Raw genomic sequence first — 16015 nt, 5'->3', positions numbered from 1 at the left:
CTTTGAATACCTGACCGATGGAGTGTCAACGCCAATTTGAAATTGTAAGAAAACGCCGAAGAAATTTTGTAGTTTTTCGGCGGGGGGGGGTAACAGAATCAGTTATTTCCTTGCAGGAAAAGAGTATTTACGATTTGCTGTTTCTGGCGCATAAATTCCTTGCGCTCCTTCAGGCGGTAAGACTCACCCTTGATGTTGATAACGGTGCAGTGATGCAGTACACGATCCAGGATGGCGGAGGCGATGGTGACGTCGGCAAAGACCTCGTTCCACTGGGAGAAGGTTTTGTTGGAGGTGAAGACGGTGGATGTTTTCTCGTACCGCCTGGCAATGAGCTGAAAGAACAGGTTTGCACCCTGGATGTCCATGGGGAGGTAGCCGATTTCGTCGATGATGAGCATCCTGTACTTGGCCAGAACCTTGAGCTTGTCCGGCAGACGGTTCTCAAAATGGGCCTTCTTGAGCTGTTCAATGAGCTGGTGGCAGTTGATGTAGTAGGTGGAGAAACGGTGCTGTGCCGCCACCAGGCCCAAAGCGGAGGCCAGATGGGTCTTGCCCACGCCGGGCGGGCCGAGGAAGACCACATTCTCCCCGTTTTCCAGGAAGCGCATGGTAGCCAACTCATCGATCTGGCGCTTGTCGATGGAGGGCTGGAAAGAGAAATCGAAGTCGTCCAGGGTTTTCTTAATGGGAAAGCCAGACATCTGGATCTGCTTCTCATAGGCCCGTCTCCGCTTGGATTTGGCTTCTTCTGAGAAAATGTGATCCAAAACCTCCACAATGTTGAGCTTGTCCGCCACCGCCCGTTCCAGGTAGTTGTCCAGAATCTCCAGGGTGTTTTTCATTTTAAGGGCTTCCAGGTTTTCCCTCAGCCTGTCCATAGTAAATTCAGTCATACAGCACCTCGTCATATCTGGATAAATCGGAGGGCTTCAAGGGGAAATCTATTACTTTGCCCTGTTCCAGCAGAACATTTTCCGCATCTATTGTCTGTTTCAGCGTAATCCTTCTATAGTGCTGAGGATTGACAACCATGTCCTTCCTTTGATACGATATTCGATGCAGAGCGATCTGCTTTCCCTCATAGTAGGCGGCCAGCATACTGTCGAGGGCCACGACTGCCACATCTTTGCCGATGTACTCCGCTGGCACGGAGTACTGATTCCCGGCGTATGAGATGAGGCAGTCTTTTTGTACCCGCCTAAGGTTGATCTTGTCGATGATGTACTCACGGGAAAGAGGACTCAGCCCCTCTTTTTGCAGCCGCTCAAAGGGAATCTCGTTGGTGGTGGCATGGACTTTGCCATTGACCTTATTACACCAAGCCAAGGCTTGTCCATTCAAATCTGCCAGGCTGTTGTACTTGATCCCGACCATGAAGTTGTCCCGCACAAACTGCACCGTCCGCTCCACTTTTCCTTTCGTCTGACCACGATATGGCCGGCACAGGATGGGTTTGAATCCATAGAATCCCGCGAAGTCCTCAAACTGCCGGTTTAGTGTGGAGTCCTCCTGCTTCAAAAGCCGCTTGATGACTACCTGCTTCATGTTATCGTACAGAATCTCCTCCGGGTAGCCTCCGAAATACCGAAACGCGTTCTGATGGCACCGTATCAACGTGTTTGTGCTCATATCTGTGACAAATTCGATGTACCGCATCCTTGAGTACCCCAGAATCATGAGAAAGCAGTACAGCTTCTTCCACTTTCCGTCCTCGTATACCAGGTGATCCTCGAAGAATCCCCAGTCCATCTGCCCTTGCTTTCCTGGCATCGTCTCAAACCGCACCGTTGCTTTCTCATTCAAGTCCATCTTCCGGCTGCTCACATACGCCTTGACAATACTGTAACCTCCGTCAAACCCCATCTCCCGCAGCTTCTCCAGTATCCGCAACGCTGAATACGGCGCCTCTTCCAGCCACTCGTCCACGATCTGCTTGTACGGGTCCATCTTTGTTGGCTTGGGTTCGCTCAATGTGTACTCCGGCTTCTGCGGCGATTCCGCGTACCGCTTTGCCGTCCGCGGGTCCATGTGGTACTTCCGTCCCAGCTCCACATAGCTCAGCCCTTTTTGTCTGTCGCTTCGGATATCCATCCACTGTGCTCCTTTCATTTTCTGACTCCCTTTCCGGGCTCTTTCTCGCCCTGATTGGGAGTCTATCTTTTTCCCTTCACCTCCGCCACTAAACTACATTTTTTCCTCGGCGTTTTCTTACATTTTATCACTGGCGCTGACATTTAGAGCCAGATCCAGAATCTTATGCGGTTTGCCAGGAAAAGAAAGCGCGATTCCACGTAGACGAAGCAGAGCTGTTTCCTGTTGGAGCCTGGAGCGAACGGACAACACTTCACTTTAAGGCCACAAACGACGGTGTTTCTCATGTGTGTGACGATGGCGAAATCGTTGTGCCTGTTGCCACCATTGACGAGATCGTCGAAAAGGAAAATCCGAAAGTCACCATGATCAAAATGGATATTGAAGGCTCTGAACTGGAGGCGTTGAAAGGTGCGAAAAAGACAATCCAACGTAACAAACCAAAGCTGGCAATATGTATCTATCATAAACCGGAGGATATGCTGGAAATTCCCTTATATATCAAATCGTTGGTTCCAGAATATAAGCTGTATGTGCGTCACCACTCCAACAGCAACGTGGAAACCGTTCTCTACGCGGTGCGGCCGTAAACCACTAAAAGATAATATGAAAAGGGGACATTTATGCAGTTTGAACTGATGGCATCTATGATGTGCGCCAATTACGGACATCTGGAACAGGAGGTCCGGGAGTTGGAGGACGGCGGCATCGACTCCTTTCATATCGACATTATGGACGGGCGCTTTGTCGCCAATTTCGCCATGTCTCTGAACGATATGCGCTATATCGCCTCGGCGTCCTCTGTACCTCTGGATGTCCACCTGATGATCGAGCATCCCAACAACCGCGTCGGCCTGTTTTTGAAAAATCTCCGGCCGGGCGATACGGTGTACATCCATCTGGAGGCGGAATACCATCCCTCCACCACCCTACAGGCCATTATTGACGCCGGAATGATCCCTGGAATCGCCATCAATCCCGGCACCTCGGCGGAAACCATTACCGAGATGCTGCGGATCGTGAAAAAGGTTCTGGTGATGTCGGTAAATCCCGGCAACGCGGGACAGATGTTCCTTCCCTATGTAGGGAAAAAAATCACAAAGCTCTTGGCGCTGAAAAAGGACATGGATTTTGAGCTCTACTGGGACGGCGCCTGTACGGCGGACAAGATCCAGGAGTACGCCCCCCGGGGCGTTAACGGCTTTGTCCTGGGGACCTCCCTTCTCTTTGGGAAGGGCCGCCCTTACGGGGACATTCTGCAGGATATACGGGAACTGCGGTTTTGAGTGTGTCGGAGGTTTTTATGAACATTGCTCTGGTTTTGTCCGGCGGCATTGGAAAACGGCTGGGTTCCCAGGCGCCAAAGCAATATCGGACCATCGCCGGCAAGCCTGTTATCGTCCATACCCTGGAGCAGTTCCAGCGCTGTGACGGAGTTGACTTCACCGTCGCCGTGGCCGCGCCGGAGTGGAAATCCCGCATCCTGGAGTGGAAGGAAGCGTACCGTCTCACAAAGCTCCGGGCCGTCGCGCCCGCCGGACCGGACCGCCAGCAATCTATCCGCAGCGGCCTCCTGGCGGCACAGCCGCTTGTTGGCGAAGCGCCGGGCGGCGTCATTATCCAGGACGCGGTGCGCCCGCTCACGTCTCAGGAGCTGCTGAGACGCCTGCTCCGCGGCCTTGAAGAGGCGCCCTGCGTCATGCCGGTCCTCCCGGTGACGGATACTACCTACACCAGCCATGACGGCCAATGGGTGGACGGCCTTCTGGACCGGACGGCGCTTTACGCCGGTCAAGCCCCGGAGGCATTCCATTACCAGCCCTATTTCCAGCTCTATCGGGACACCCCCGCCGAGACTCTGAGCGCTATGAGCGGCAGCTGCCAGCTGCCTTACAGCAGGGGGTGGAGGGTGAAAATGATCCCCGGCGATCCAGACAATCTCAAAATCACCTACGCCGCCGACTTGGAAGCGTGCGAGAGGAAGCTGCTGGAAAGAGAGGGCCCGGCATGAAGGCATATGTGCTCCACGGGATTGGAGATCTCCGCTATGAGGAGCGTCCCCTCCCGGAACTGCGCCCCGGCTGGGCGCTGGTCCGCGTACTGGCCGCCGGGATTTGCAGCTCGGATATTCCCAGGATCTTTGAAAAGGGGACCTATCACTTCCCTACGATTCCCGGCCACGAGTTCAGCGGCCTGGTAGAGGCGGCGGCCGACGGCAGCGGCCGCCAATGGATCGGGAGGCGTGTCGGCATTTTTCCGCTGATTCCCTGTAAAAACTGCCCTTCGTGCAGGAAGGGACAGTATGAAACCTGTTCCAACTACGATTATATCGGCTCCCGCCGCGACGGCGCTTTTGCCGAGTTCACGGCGGTTCCCGTATGGAATCTGATTGCTCTTCCGGAAACTGTCAGCGATATACAGGGCGCTCTGCTGGAGCCTGCAGCAGTAGCCCTCCACGCAGTAAAACGGGCGGAAATCTCCCCCGGAGACGACATGTGTGTCATTGGGACCGGGGCCATTGGTCTGCTGGCGGGGCAATGGGCAAAAATCTTCGGCGCGGGCCGGGTTGTGATAAAGGGGCGCGGCGAAGCAAAGCGGCAGATCGTCCAGCGGTGCGGGCTGGAATACGCGGCGGACAGCCGCACCGGCGAAGAATTTGGCCGCGTGATCGAGGCGGTGGGCTCCGCGCAGGCGCTGGAGGAAAGCCTGTCCCTGACCGCCCCGGGCGGAAAATTGGTTTTAATGGGCAATCCGGACGGCCCCCGCACCCTTTCACAGGATCTCTACTGGCGCATTCTACGCAAACAGCTGACGTTGACTGGTACTTGGAACTCCTCTTACGGCGGGGAGAACAGCGACTGGGCGGCGGCAGTACAAGCCATGGGAGAGGGAACGCTGCAAACGGAGGCAGTCGTCTCTCATGTCTTGGAGCGGGAAGCGCTTGCGGCCCGGCTTGCCGTCATGCGCGGCCATACGGAGGCTTTCTGCAAAGTTGTCGTAAAATTTTAGGAACGCAGAGAGGCAATATTTTATGCAAAGCACGCTTGAGAACTATCAAAAGGTGTATCAGATGCTGGCGGATGAAGAATCGAAGGACATCTATATAGACTGCCTGAACTGGCGGGTTTCCGGCGACAGTAAATATATCGGCAGTATCGAAAAAAATTATATCGAAACAGCGGGATTTTACTGCGGAAAACGTCGGAGAGTCTGTTCAGCTCTATACCGGAGAGAAAACCGATTATTTTGTATGGAGCGGGAAAATGCACAAAAAGATATTTGCCATTTTGGGATGATAAGCGCTTTGCCGTCTTTTGCAGCCGGACAAAAGAAAAGCTGCCGTAACGTTTTGCGGCGGGCGGATGCAAAACGAAAGGCGGGCGGAAAATGAAGCTGAAAAAGGGTTCTATGTCATCCTTGGCGCAGCAAGTCAGAAAGAGCGGCAAAGGCATTATCGTCTATGGCGCCGGTGTGATCGGCGGAGTGGCGGCCCCCTATTGGCTGCGCCGCTGCCAGCTGGACGAGGCGGTGCTGTGCTATGTGGACGCCGACGTCCGCAAGCAGGGAACGACCATTCCGCTGGGTTCCCGCGCCGTGCCGGTAAGATCTTTGAACGCGTTGGAGGAGCACCGCGGGACGTACATCCTTTTAATCACTGTCAGCGCGTTTATGCCGGTTATAGCGTCCCTGGAGCAAATTCCGGGAACGGAGGAGGCGGAAGCCTATTTCCTGCCTGTTATGCTGGTGGAAAATGCCCATACGCCAAAGGCGGGCGGCGCTGTGCGAACCAGTGAGACGCCACTGATTCCTAAAAAAATCCATTACACCTGGTTTTCCGGCGAGCCGATCCCCTCAAGCCTGCAGGCCTGCATCGATTCCTGGAAGCGGTTTTGCCCGGACTATGAGATCATCCGCTGGGATACGGGCAATTACGATGTGTCAAAATATCAATATACCAAACAGGCCTATGAACTTCGCAAATGGGGCTTTATTGCGGATGTGGCCCGCCTGGACATTCTCTATCAAAACGGCGGAATTTATCTGGATGTTGACGTGGAGCTGATCCGAAATATGGATGAACTGCTGTATCAGCCGGCCTTTTGCGGAGTGGAGAAGTGGGGAACGGTGAACATGGGAGGGGGCTCCGGCGCGTGTCCCCAGAATCCCGTCATCAAAGCGATGCTGGACAACCGGAAAGACGAACCGTTTGTCCACGGTGATCAAGCGCTGAATCTGACCACATGCGGCTACTATGAGACATTCCCGCTGGTCAGGGAGGGCCTGGAAATCAACAATACAACGCAGGAAATTGCAGGCGGAATGATGACCGTATATGCTTCGGAATATTTCCAGCCGTTTGACTACATGAGCGGAGAGATCAGACTTACTCCCAACACTTTTTCAATCCATCACTTCAGCGGGACATGGCTGGGACCGGAGGCCGCAGAAAAGCGCGCGGAGACCCGGCGAAACTATCGGGAGCTTTTAGGCAGATTGGAAGAGAGCATATGATTATTACGAAAGCCCCGTTCCGTGTGAGCTTCGCGGGCGGCGGCAGCGACATGGCCCCGTTCTATGAGAAATACGGCGGGTGCGTGCTGAGTACATCCATCGACAAGTATATGTACATCTCCATCCACCCCTATTTTGACGAGGCAAAAACGCTGCTGAAATACTCGGAAAACGAGCTGGTCGGCGCGCCCTCGGAAATCCGTCATACAATTTTCCGCCAGGTTTTGACGGACATGGGGATTCACGGTGTGGAAATCAGCTCCACCGCCGATGTGCCTGGAGGTACGGGCCTGGGCTCGTCCAGTACGTTTACGGTGGGCCTTCTGCACACCCTATTCTGCTACCAGGGAAAATACGTCTCCAAAGGAAAGCTGGCGGAACTGGCCTGTCAGGTTGAAATTGAAAAACTGGGCAACCCCATTGGAAAACAGGATCAATATGCGGCGGCATATGGCGGACTGAACTTTATCCGTTTCAACCGGGACGACTCCGTGACAGTAGAGCCGGTGATGATGCCCGTGGAGACATACCGGCAGCTGGAGCGCAGTCTGATGATGTTCTATACCGGGCAGACCCGTTCTGCAAATCTTATTCTCGCGGAGCAGAAGCAAAGCATTCAAGAGACGGCAAAAAGGCGAAACCTGCAGGAAATGTGCACGCTCGCAGAACAGATGCGGGAAGCCCTGCTCAGGGGCGAACTCTCCGCTTTTGGAGAAATTCTGCACAAGGGCTGGCAGCTGAAAAAAGAGCTGGCCGGCGGAATCAGTAATCCGGCAATCGACGAGTTATACTCCACCGCCCTGGAACACGGCGCGGCCGGAGGAAAACTGCTTGGCGCGGGGGGCGGTGGATTTCTGCTGTTTTATTGTCCCGAAGAGCGGCAGGAAGAGCTGAAAAACGCGCTGCCGCTAAAGCCGTTTCACTTCCGTTTCGAGCAGGACGGCGCTTCCGTCGTCTTTATCGGGGACAAATACTGGCGTTAAAGGAGGATCATCTATGAGGGCACTGGTGGCCGGCGGCGCGGGATTTATCGGAAGCAATCTGATCGACGCGCTGCTCGCGGCGGGACACAGCGTTATTTGTATCGACAACTTTTTTATTGGAAGCAGGCAAAATATAGCGCACCTGGAGCACCATCCGCGATTTCAGTTTTATGAGCAGGACCTGTCCGAGTTAGAACCGCTGATACACATATTTGAAAAGGAGCCGGTTGATTTTGTCTTTCATATGGCGGCAAATTCGGACATTCAGGCCAGCGCAAAAGCGCCGGAAGTGGAGTACCGGAACACATACACGACAACATTCAACGTTTTGGAAGCCATGCGCATATCCGGTGTAAAAAACCTTTTCTTTTGCTCCACCAGCGCGGTATACGGCGATACGCAGGGGAAGAAAACAGACGAAAACTACGCGCCGCTGATGCCAATTTCCTATTACGGTGCATGCAAGCTGGGCTGTGAGGGGTTAATCAGCGCGTTTTCCCACATGAACGGCTTTCACTCCCTGGTGTTTCGATTTCCGAATGTCATCGGCCCCCGGCTGACCCACGGCGTCATATTTGATTTTGTCAATCGTCTGCGGGAAGATTCAGAGTCGCTTACAATCCTTGGCGACGGACAGCAGCGCAAGCCCTATCTCTACGTTGCGGATCTGGTGGACTGCATTCTTCGCTTCACGGAAAATCTTCCGGAAGGCGTTACACTGTATAACGTCGGCGGCGAAACGCAGAGCGTGGTTTCGGAAATCGCCGAAATCGTGTGCCGGGAGATGGGACTGCCGGATGTAGCATTTCACTATACCGGCGGGCGGGGAGGCTGGAAGGGCGACGTGCCCATATTTGCTTATGACCTCTCTAAAATCCACAGCGCGGGCTGGAGCGCCGCAATGACCAGCGATGAAGCGGTAACGCAGACGGTACGGGACATTTTATCATGCAGGCAGTGATTATGGCCGGGGGCAAAGGAACCCGTTTGTCCGGTCTGACCAGAGACGAAATTCCAAAGCCTATGGTTCCGATTTTGGGAAAACCGCTGCTTCTATGGCAAATGGACGCTTTGAAACAACATGGCATCACAAATATTCTCCTGGTAATTGGACATCTGGGCCACGTGATTCAAAACTACTTTGGAAACGGCAGAACATTCGGCCTGCATATTCAATATTATCACGAAGAAGTGCCCCTGGGAACCGCGGGCGCGCTGGCCCGTATCCGCCCGATGCTGGAGGAGACCTTTTTCCTGATCTACGGCGACGTGCTCTTTGACATCGATCTGTCCCGCATGGAACGCTTTCACAGTCAAAAGCAGTCTGCCGCAACCCTGTTTGTCCACCCAAATTCCCATCCATTTGACTCCGACCTGGTGGAAATGGACGCGGAACAGCGGGTACTGCGGTTTGACTCCAAGCAAAATCTGCGCAGCGGCTGGTACGACAACTGCGTCAATGCCGGGCTGTACCTGATGGACCGCGGCATTTGCGATGAACTGCCGGATCAGGAGCGCATCGATTTGGAGGCGGATGTACTGATGCCGCTTTGCCGGCGAAAAGGCGCGATTTACGCCTATCCTTCTCCTGAATACATCAAAGACATCGGGACCGTGGAGCGCATTCGGGCGGCGGAAGCGGATATAAAAAGCGGCATTGCTGCGGCGCGGAATCTCAAACGCCCTCAGCGGGCTGTCTTCTTAGACCGCGACGGCACCGTGAATGTCAAAAAGGGCTTGATCTCCGGCACAGAACAGTTTGAATTGGAAAAAAACGCGGCGGAGGCCATCCGAAAGATCAACCAGTCCGGCTATCTTGCGATTGTGGTCACAAACCAGCCCGCCGTGGCAAGGGGACTGTGCGGCGTGGAGGAAATTGAGAAGATCCACCGAAAAATGCAGACGCTTTTGGGGCGGGAGGGCGTATTTTTGGATGCCGTCCGCTATTGTCCGCACCATCCCGACAAAGGATACCCGGAGGAAAATCCAGCGTATAAAATCCCGTGCCGCTGCCGGAAGCCGGATATTGGGATGCTGGAGGACTGCGCGGAAAAATACAATATCAGTCTGGCGGATTCCTGGCTGATCGGCGACACTACGGTAGATATACAGACAGGCAAAAATGCCGGGACAAAAACCGCCCTGGTATTAACTGGCGATGCGGGCCGGGACAAAAAATACAACGCGGAGCCAGATCTCATCTGTGCGGATATTCTGGATGCGGCAGAACGGATTTTGGGAAAGGGGCTTTGATGATGGACTTTACAAAGGCGATTCACGAATACTTGGAAGATGAAATGAACACGCTTCGGGCGCTGGATGTGGAGTCTCTCAATCAGGCGCTGAACCTGCTGATGGAGGCTTTTGAAAACGGAAACACCGTGTACGTGTTTGGAAACGGCGGCAGCGCCGCCACAGCCTCTCACTTCCAAAATGATTTCAACAAGGGCGTCTCCGAGCACACCGCGAAAAAGTTTAACTTCCTGTGCCTGAACGACAATGTCGCTACCGTCATGGCGGTGGCCAACGACATCGGATATGACGAAATTTTCCGCTTTCAGCTGCGGGGCCACCTGAAACCGGGCGACCTGATCCTTGCCATCTCCGGAAGCGGCAACTCCAAAAACGTTCTGAACGCGGTAGAATACGCAAAGGAGCAAGGCAGCCAGGTAATTGGCCTGACGGGCTTCCGGGGCGGAAAACTGAAGGAGCTGGCTGACATTTCCCTCCACGCTCCGGTAGAGAGCATGCAGATTACGGAGGACATTCATCTGATCTTCAACCATCTCATGATGCGGACGTTAAGCAGGGCATTGTCATAGACGGCGGCAGCCGCGGGAGGAGGAAAAATGACAGATATTTCAATCGTACTGCCAGTGTACAACGGCAGCAAATATCTATCGCTGTCCATAGAGAGCATTCTGGCGCAGACATACCAAAATTGGGAGCTGATTATTGTAAATGACTGCTCTACGGATTCTTCTCTCGCAATCGCGGAAAAATACGCGCAAAAGGACCGCCGGATTCGGATACTCAGCAACAGCGAAAACCAGAGGCTTCCCCGTTCATTAAATATCGGGTTTGCGAATGCGGCCGGCAGGTATTTTACTTGGACATCCGACGACAATCTGTTCCACAGCCGGGCGCTGGAAACGATGGCCTCCTATCTGGACGCCCACGAGCAGTGCGGCATGGTCTACTGCGACATGGATTACATCGATGCAGACGGAAACGTAATTTCCAACACGCAAAATACAAGCCATAATTTTTATTTAAGCAACTGCATCGGCGCGTGCTTTATGTACCGCAGAGAGGCTGCGGATACCGTCGGCGGCTATGATCCCGACAAATTTTTGGTGGAGGATTATGACTATTGGCTGAGAATCAGCTTTCAGTACCCGGTTGAACGGATTCCCCAAATTCTGTATTCCTACCGGCACCACAGCGGGAACATGACCTCCGTCTATGAGAAAAAGATTGCGGACAACGTATTCAATCTCCGTGTGGAATATCTGGACAGGATCTCGGAGCATTTGAGCGCGCGTGAATTTTCTTTGTACTGCACAGGACTTTTATTGAACAAGCCGGACGCGGGTCCAAAAATTGAGGAGATCGCCTTCCGGCGCGGCTTAAAGTATGACGCGGCAAAAATTTTAAGCCACAGCGCATTTGACGCGGACAAAAAGTTTATTATCTTCGGCGCCGGAGTGATCGGACAGCAGGCGCTTAGGATGATTGGACGGACACGGGTGTCCTATTTTGCGGATAATTTGAAGTACGGACAAACAGTCGATGGAATTGCGGTCATTTCAGCGGAACGGGTGAAAGACCTCCAGCATCTGTACAACGTAATGATCGCAGTCGATTACAGCAAGTCGGCAGAAATCATTGAGCAGATGGAACGCATCGGCGTTCTGAATTATTCACTCTTTTTGCTGATAAAAGACCGCTTGGAACGATTATGGAATCCAGCTCTATGAAACAGGAAAGGGATATAAAAGCATCATGAAAAACGACCTCCTTCTCAGTGTGATCGTCCCCGTTTATAATGTCGCGCCATATCTGCACAAGTGTCTTGACAGTATTCTCTGCCAGACATACCGGAATTTGGAGATTATACTGGTGGCGGACGGCGGCTCCACAGACGGCAGCACGGAAATCTGCGAGGCGTACGCCGCCAAAGACGCACGGATAAAGCTGCTTCACCGTCCTCACGAGGGGCTTGTGTCTGCCAGAAAAGCCGGCGTCGCAGCCGCCTCCGGTCAGTATGCTGCCTATGTGGACGGTGATGACTGGATCGACGCGGACGCGTATGAGAGACTGCTTTCTCTTGTAACGGATCATGAGCCGGACGTGTGAATCTATGGGTTCATAGAGGAGTATCAAAACCGGGCGTTTGTATGCCCGTGCATGATTCCCGCCGGATATTACGACGCTGACGGAATGATGCGGGAAGTATATCCCCGCCTGCTGAGCCTGCGGTATGCGGACCAGCTGGCGGTCTCACCCGGGACCGGCTATGATGCCGCTGTGAAAACCGGACAGGGCTTCAGACGCTGCCATCAGCCGGAGATTTATTCAAGCGTGTGGAGCAAACTCGTAAAGCGGGAGCTTTTGAGGCAAACACAGGAAATGGTCCCGGACCATGTGACAATGGGTGAAGATCTGGTCTGTACAGTCTATACTCTGCTCTTTGCCCGCTCCGTCACGGTTACGGACTACGCCCCCTATCACTATCAAATGCGGGACGATTCCGCGTCTTTAAGCAATGTGTCGTTTCAGCCGTATCAGGCAATGTTTGAGGCCGCTGACTCCGCCCTGCAAAATAGCCCCATGCGGGAGACGCATTTGATGCAGTTGTATGCTGTGCTTCTTGATTATGTGCTGCTTACACAGTACGAGGCGTTTTTGCAGGACGAGTTTTCCAATTTCCCATTCGGGAATTTGAACGGGCGCCGTATGGCGCTGTACGGGGCAGGGAAATTCGGGCGGGAGATTTTCCGAAAAACCAAGGCTCTGTTTCCCGACAGGATCACACTATGGGTCGACCAAAATTATAAAACCTATCAGGCTGCGGATTTGCCGGTGGAGCCGGTGAGCCGCCTCCTTGAGGCGGAATACGACATCGTCGTTATAGCACTTATAAACGAGGCGCTCTGCGAAGAAATTAAAAAACACTTGACAGCTGTCGGAGTTGATGGCGAGAAAATCCGGTACGTCTCCGTCTCTTTGGAGCTGCTGGATGCAACAAAGCGGATTTTGCAAAAACAGCGTAATCGCTTGAATAAGACCAAGGACTGAAAAGCGAAATGGAAATGAACAGTGGAAATTTTTTGCTGAGCATAATCGTTCCGGTTTATAATGCCGCACCGCATCTGAGGGAATGTGTCGACAGTATCCTCCATCAAACTTATGAGAACCTGGAGATCATTTTAATGGCGGATGGCGGTTCCACGGATAACAGCACGGAAATCTGTGAGGAATACGCTGAAAAAGATGCACGGATAAAAGTGCTTCACCGCCCGCATGAAACGCTTCCTGCCGCCAGAAAAGCCGGCGTCGCAGCCGCAAATGGAGAATATGTGGCTTATGTTGACAGCGACGACTGGATCGACGCCGACGCCTATGAAAGAATACTGGAGTCCATGGGCGATCAATCGCCGGATGTATTGGTCCATGGATTTATAAGAGAATACGCGGATAAGGGCGTTGTGTGCCAATACGGACTTCCCTCCGGCTACTATGACGAAAACGGTATCGCCGCTGAAATTTATCCGCATCTCCTGGAAATCCGTTTCCCTTATCAGTGGGAACTGCTTCCCGGATATTGGCGCGCCAACGGTCATGACAGAACCAGACGCGGCCCTGCCCTGCAGGCGCCTCAGCTGTATATCTACTCCGGCGTATGGAGCAAGGTTTTCAAACGGAATATTTTGAAACGAAGCCAAATGGCAGTTCCGGACGATTTGACAGAGGGCGAGGATTTGGTATGCACCGTCCATACGCTATTTTCAGCTCATTCGGTCATGGTTACGGATTTTGCGCCATACCACTATCGGTTCCGCACTGATTCCTTGGCGCGAACAGATCATGGCCGGCCTTACCAGGAGCACCAATTATTATTCCGCTCTCTGCATGCGGCCCTGTCAAAGCGCCCATTGACCGGCCTTTACCGGATGCGCTTATCCCGCTATTTGATGGACCGGGTTTTGCTGAACCGGTATGAGCGCTTTTTGACAGGAAGATTTTCAGATGTCCTCTTTGGCAGCCTGGATGGCCGCCGCGTCGCACTGTACGGAGCGGGACGATTCGGGCAGGAAATCTACCGCAAAACATCGCAGGTGTTTCCCAATCGAATTACTCTGTGGGTTGACAGGGACTATGAATCCGCCCGAATGAACGGGCTGCCGGCAGAACCGGTGCAGGCGCTGCAAAGCAAGGAATATGATGTGGTCGTCACAGCCCTTGTCAATGAGGAAATCTGCGAACAGATCAAGCAGGATCTGATTGCAATGGGGATTGATCCGGAGAAAATACGATATGCCACAGCATCCCCGGAAGTTTTGAAAGCGGTGGAAGCCGTTTTTCTGGATCAATAGTCAAACAAAGGAGAGACCAATTTTGGAAGAGATTTTAGCGCTGTACCGTGAACTTCATGACGTCTTCGGCACAGGGAACTTGTGTGAGTCATTCTGCGAAAACATACGAACAACCATTCAAGAGGCGCTTGATGCCATTCCGCCAGACGCGCGGACTGCGATTCGCGGCGGAGGCGATCACACCAATGTGTTGTTTGCGTATTTTTCACTCGATCAGAAACAGATCACAGGCATCTTCGACCGGCAGGTGACGATGGATTCCCAGTGCGGATACCCGTGTTTTCCGGCAAAGGAACTGCCGAACGCGGGATGCGGCGTTGTAATTCTCTCGTCCTTTTATTACCGGGAGGAGATTTTGGCGGAACTGCGTCCCCTTGGACTTCGTATCATCGATCCCTATGAGGAACTGGAGAAACAGGGGATCGAGCTGATCGCCCCCCTTGACCAATACAGCCCGGAGAGTTCGCTGACATTAAACCATTTCTATCGAAAATATTTGGAAAGCCGGGATGGACCGGGAAGGAACCGGGCGCTCCACGACGTACTCCAGGCCGCTGTGGAACTGAAGGATTTTGTGATGGTCCGCAGGATCTGCGCGGAGAACGCCGCCCCAAAAGATCCTCTGCTCCTGGAAGTGCAGGCCAAGACGGAAAACCTGCTCCAGACAATCCGGAGGCGGATTCAGGATCGGAAGCAAAAGGATGTGATGGTCTTTTGGACCGATGCGGTTTCCTATTATCTGCTGCCGCAGATGCCGCTGATGCTGGAAAAATCCAAGCACAGCTGCTTCTTCCGGCGCGCCTATACGCATACGCCCTTTACCCATCAGAGCCTGAGCGCCATATTCACAAAGATGCTTCCCATAGACGATTATGAGCGGGCAAAAGGGCCGGTCTGCAGGGAAAACAGCCCTCTGATCCAATATCTGGAGGACAGGGACTACGATATAAAATTCATCGCGCACCTCAAAAGCTCCATGGATTCCCGCTATTTTTTGGAAACGTCTCTGTCCGCCTCCTGCAATGTCAAATGGTGGGCTGGATTGGAACGCTGGCTGAGCTCTGAAAAGCCCTGCTTTTATATCTTTCATATTCTGGAAGAGTCCCATGAGCCAAACATCTCCCCGGATTTACAAGCCTTTACCGACACCCGCTTCAAAAGCCCCCTGCAGGAGCGGCAGCGGCAGACCGCGCTGGCCTATTTGGACCAGTGCCTGGCGCTCTATAGCGAAATGGCCGGCGATACTGTCCAGGTATTTCTCAGCGATCACGGACAATATATCTTTCCGCTGCCCAACTGGTCGGAGGAACGGCTGCACGCCTACTGCTTCGCGCTTGGGAAGAATATCCCGGAAAGGACCGTCTCCCGCTTCTTCCCCTATCGGAATTTTGACTGCTTTGCAAAATGGCTGGTGGAACCGGAGAAATACCCACTGGAGGACGCCTGCGCGGACGAAGTCATTTTTCAGGACACCGATTTTTATAACCCGGTCCGCATCAGCCTCTTTATCCGCCATGGAATACCAAAAGAGGGACTCGCCATCCGGGGCGTCTTAAATGACACGTGCCGGTATACGGTCAACGCTTTGGGCGAGGAGACCTTTTTCCGCTATGCGGAAGATGGGACGGAGGAGCCGGCCGTGCTGGAAGATCCCCGTCTGCGGGCGGAGCTGCAAAAAAAATGCGGAACGAATTTTTTGGATATTTATCAGCTTGACCGGTTTCAACACACCAGAAAATTGTATGAATACCTCAAATCGACGCAGGAATGATGCGTCAGGGAACTTGAAAAATGGCAATTGCCATTTTTCATCCGGCAGGCCGCAGG

General features: G+C 53.3%; 16 protein-coding genes and 1 pseudogene. 15 read left to right on the top strand and 2 right to left on the bottom strand.

Annotated features, from left to right (window positions below; genetic code table 11):
* Positions 1-98: 98 nt before the first annotated feature.
* Both istB and istA read right to left on the bottom strand, forming a co-directional pair.
* Positions 99-896, bottom strand: a complete 798-nt coding sequence (gene istB, locus C816_RS05565) for an IS21-like element helper ATPase IstB (RefSeq protein ID WP_016320839.1) — start codon at positions 894-896, stop codon at positions 99-101.
* Positions 889-2094, bottom strand: coding sequence for an IS21 family transposase (gene istA, locus C816_RS23460; protein ID WP_016320838.1), 1206 nt, complete (start codon positions 2092-2094; stop codon positions 889-891). Before istA ends, istB begins: the two co-directional genes overlap by 8 nt.
* Positions 2095-2252: 158 nt before the next feature.
* Between istA and C816_RS05555 the strand changes: the two are divergent.
* The 15 genes and pseudogenes from C816_RS05555 to C816_RS05485 all read left to right on the top strand — a co-directional run.
* A pseudogene (locus C816_RS05555) lies at positions 2253-2684 on the top strand (FkbM family methyltransferase); the annotation flags it as partial.
* A 33-nt stretch (positions 2685-2717) separates the two neighbouring features.
* Positions 2718-3380, top strand: a complete 663-nt coding sequence (locus C816_RS05550; protein WP_016321442.1) for a ribulose-phosphate 3-epimerase — start codon at positions 2718-2720, stop codon at positions 3378-3380.
* Positions 3381-3397: 17 nt separating this feature from the next.
* A complete protein-coding gene (locus C816_RS05545; protein WP_016321441.1) occupies positions 3398-4105 on the top strand; it encodes an IspD/TarI family cytidylyltransferase in 708 nt (235 codons plus the stop codon).
* Positions 4102-5103, top strand: coding sequence for a galactitol-1-phosphate 5-dehydrogenase (locus C816_RS05540; protein ID WP_016321440.1), 1002 nt, complete (start codon positions 4102-4104; stop codon positions 5101-5103). Before C816_RS05545 ends, C816_RS05540 begins: the two co-directional genes overlap by 4 nt.
* Before the next feature lie 22 nt (positions 5104-5125).
* A complete protein-coding gene (locus C816_RS05535) occupies positions 5126-5485 on the top strand; it encodes a hypothetical protein (RefSeq protein ID WP_016321439.1) in 360 nt (119 codons plus the stop codon).
* The gene (locus tag C816_RS21600; RefSeq protein ID WP_016321438.1) at positions 5482-6606 is read left to right on the top strand and encodes a glycosyltransferase family 32 protein; all 1125 of its coding nucleotides are present in this window, start codon (positions 5482-5484) and stop codon (positions 6604-6606) included. The genes C816_RS05535 and C816_RS21600 overlap by 4 nt, the downstream gene beginning before the upstream one ends.
* A complete protein-coding gene (locus C816_RS05525; protein ID WP_016321437.1) occupies positions 6603-7589 on the top strand; it encodes a GHMP family kinase ATP-binding protein in 987 nt (328 codons plus the stop codon). Before C816_RS21600 ends, C816_RS05525 begins: the two co-directional genes overlap by 4 nt.
* 13 nt (positions 7590-7602) lie before the next feature.
* Positions 7603-8550: an NAD-dependent epimerase/dehydratase family protein gene (locus C816_RS05520; protein ID WP_016321436.1), complete on the top strand. Its 948-nt coding sequence runs from the start codon at positions 7603-7605 to the stop codon at positions 8548-8550.
* Positions 8538-9842, top strand: a complete 1305-nt coding sequence (locus C816_RS05515) for an HAD-IIIA family hydrolase (protein ID WP_016321435.1) — start codon at positions 8538-8540, stop codon at positions 9840-9842. Before C816_RS05520 ends, C816_RS05515 begins: the two co-directional genes overlap by 13 nt.
* Positions 9842-10411: a D-sedoheptulose-7-phosphate isomerase gene (locus C816_RS05510; RefSeq protein ID WP_016321434.1), complete on the top strand. Its 570-nt coding sequence runs from the start codon at positions 9842-9844 to the stop codon at positions 10409-10411. Before C816_RS05515 ends, C816_RS05510 begins: the two co-directional genes overlap by 1 nt.
* A gap of 27 nt (positions 10412-10438) precedes the next feature.
* Positions 10439-11569, top strand: a complete 1131-nt coding sequence (locus C816_RS21595; protein WP_016321433.1) for a glycosyltransferase — start codon at positions 10439-10441, stop codon at positions 11567-11569.
* Positions 11570-11594: 25 nt separating this feature from the next.
* On the top strand, positions 11595-11948 hold the full coding sequence (locus C816_RS05500; protein WP_016321432.1) for a glycosyltransferase family 2 protein: 354 nt from the start codon (positions 11595-11597) through the stop codon (positions 11946-11948).
* 84 nt (positions 11949-12032) lie between these two features.
* Positions 12033-12890: a hypothetical protein gene (locus tag C816_RS05495; protein WP_155978896.1), complete on the top strand. Its 858-nt coding sequence runs from the start codon at positions 12033-12035 to the stop codon at positions 12888-12890.
* Positions 12891-12898: 8 nt separating this feature from the next.
* On the top strand, positions 12899-14188 hold the full coding sequence (locus C816_RS22445) for a glycosyltransferase family 2 protein (RefSeq protein ID WP_016321430.1): 1290 nt from the start codon (positions 12899-12901) through the stop codon (positions 14186-14188).
* Positions 14189-14375: 187 nt separating this feature from the next.
* A complete protein-coding gene (locus C816_RS05485) occupies positions 14376-15959 on the top strand; it encodes an alkaline phosphatase family protein (protein ID WP_155978895.1) in 1584 nt (527 codons plus the stop codon).
* The last annotated feature ends 56 nt before the right edge of the window (positions 15960-16015 follow it).

Source organism: Oscillibacter sp. 1-3 (genome assembly GCF_000403435.2).
Classification (GTDB): Bacteria; Bacillota; Clostridia; order Oscillospirales; family Oscillospiraceae; genus Oscillibacter.
The sequence above is the reverse complement of the archived record's forward strand: the minus strand, read 5'-3'. Positions and strand labels throughout refer to the sequence as shown.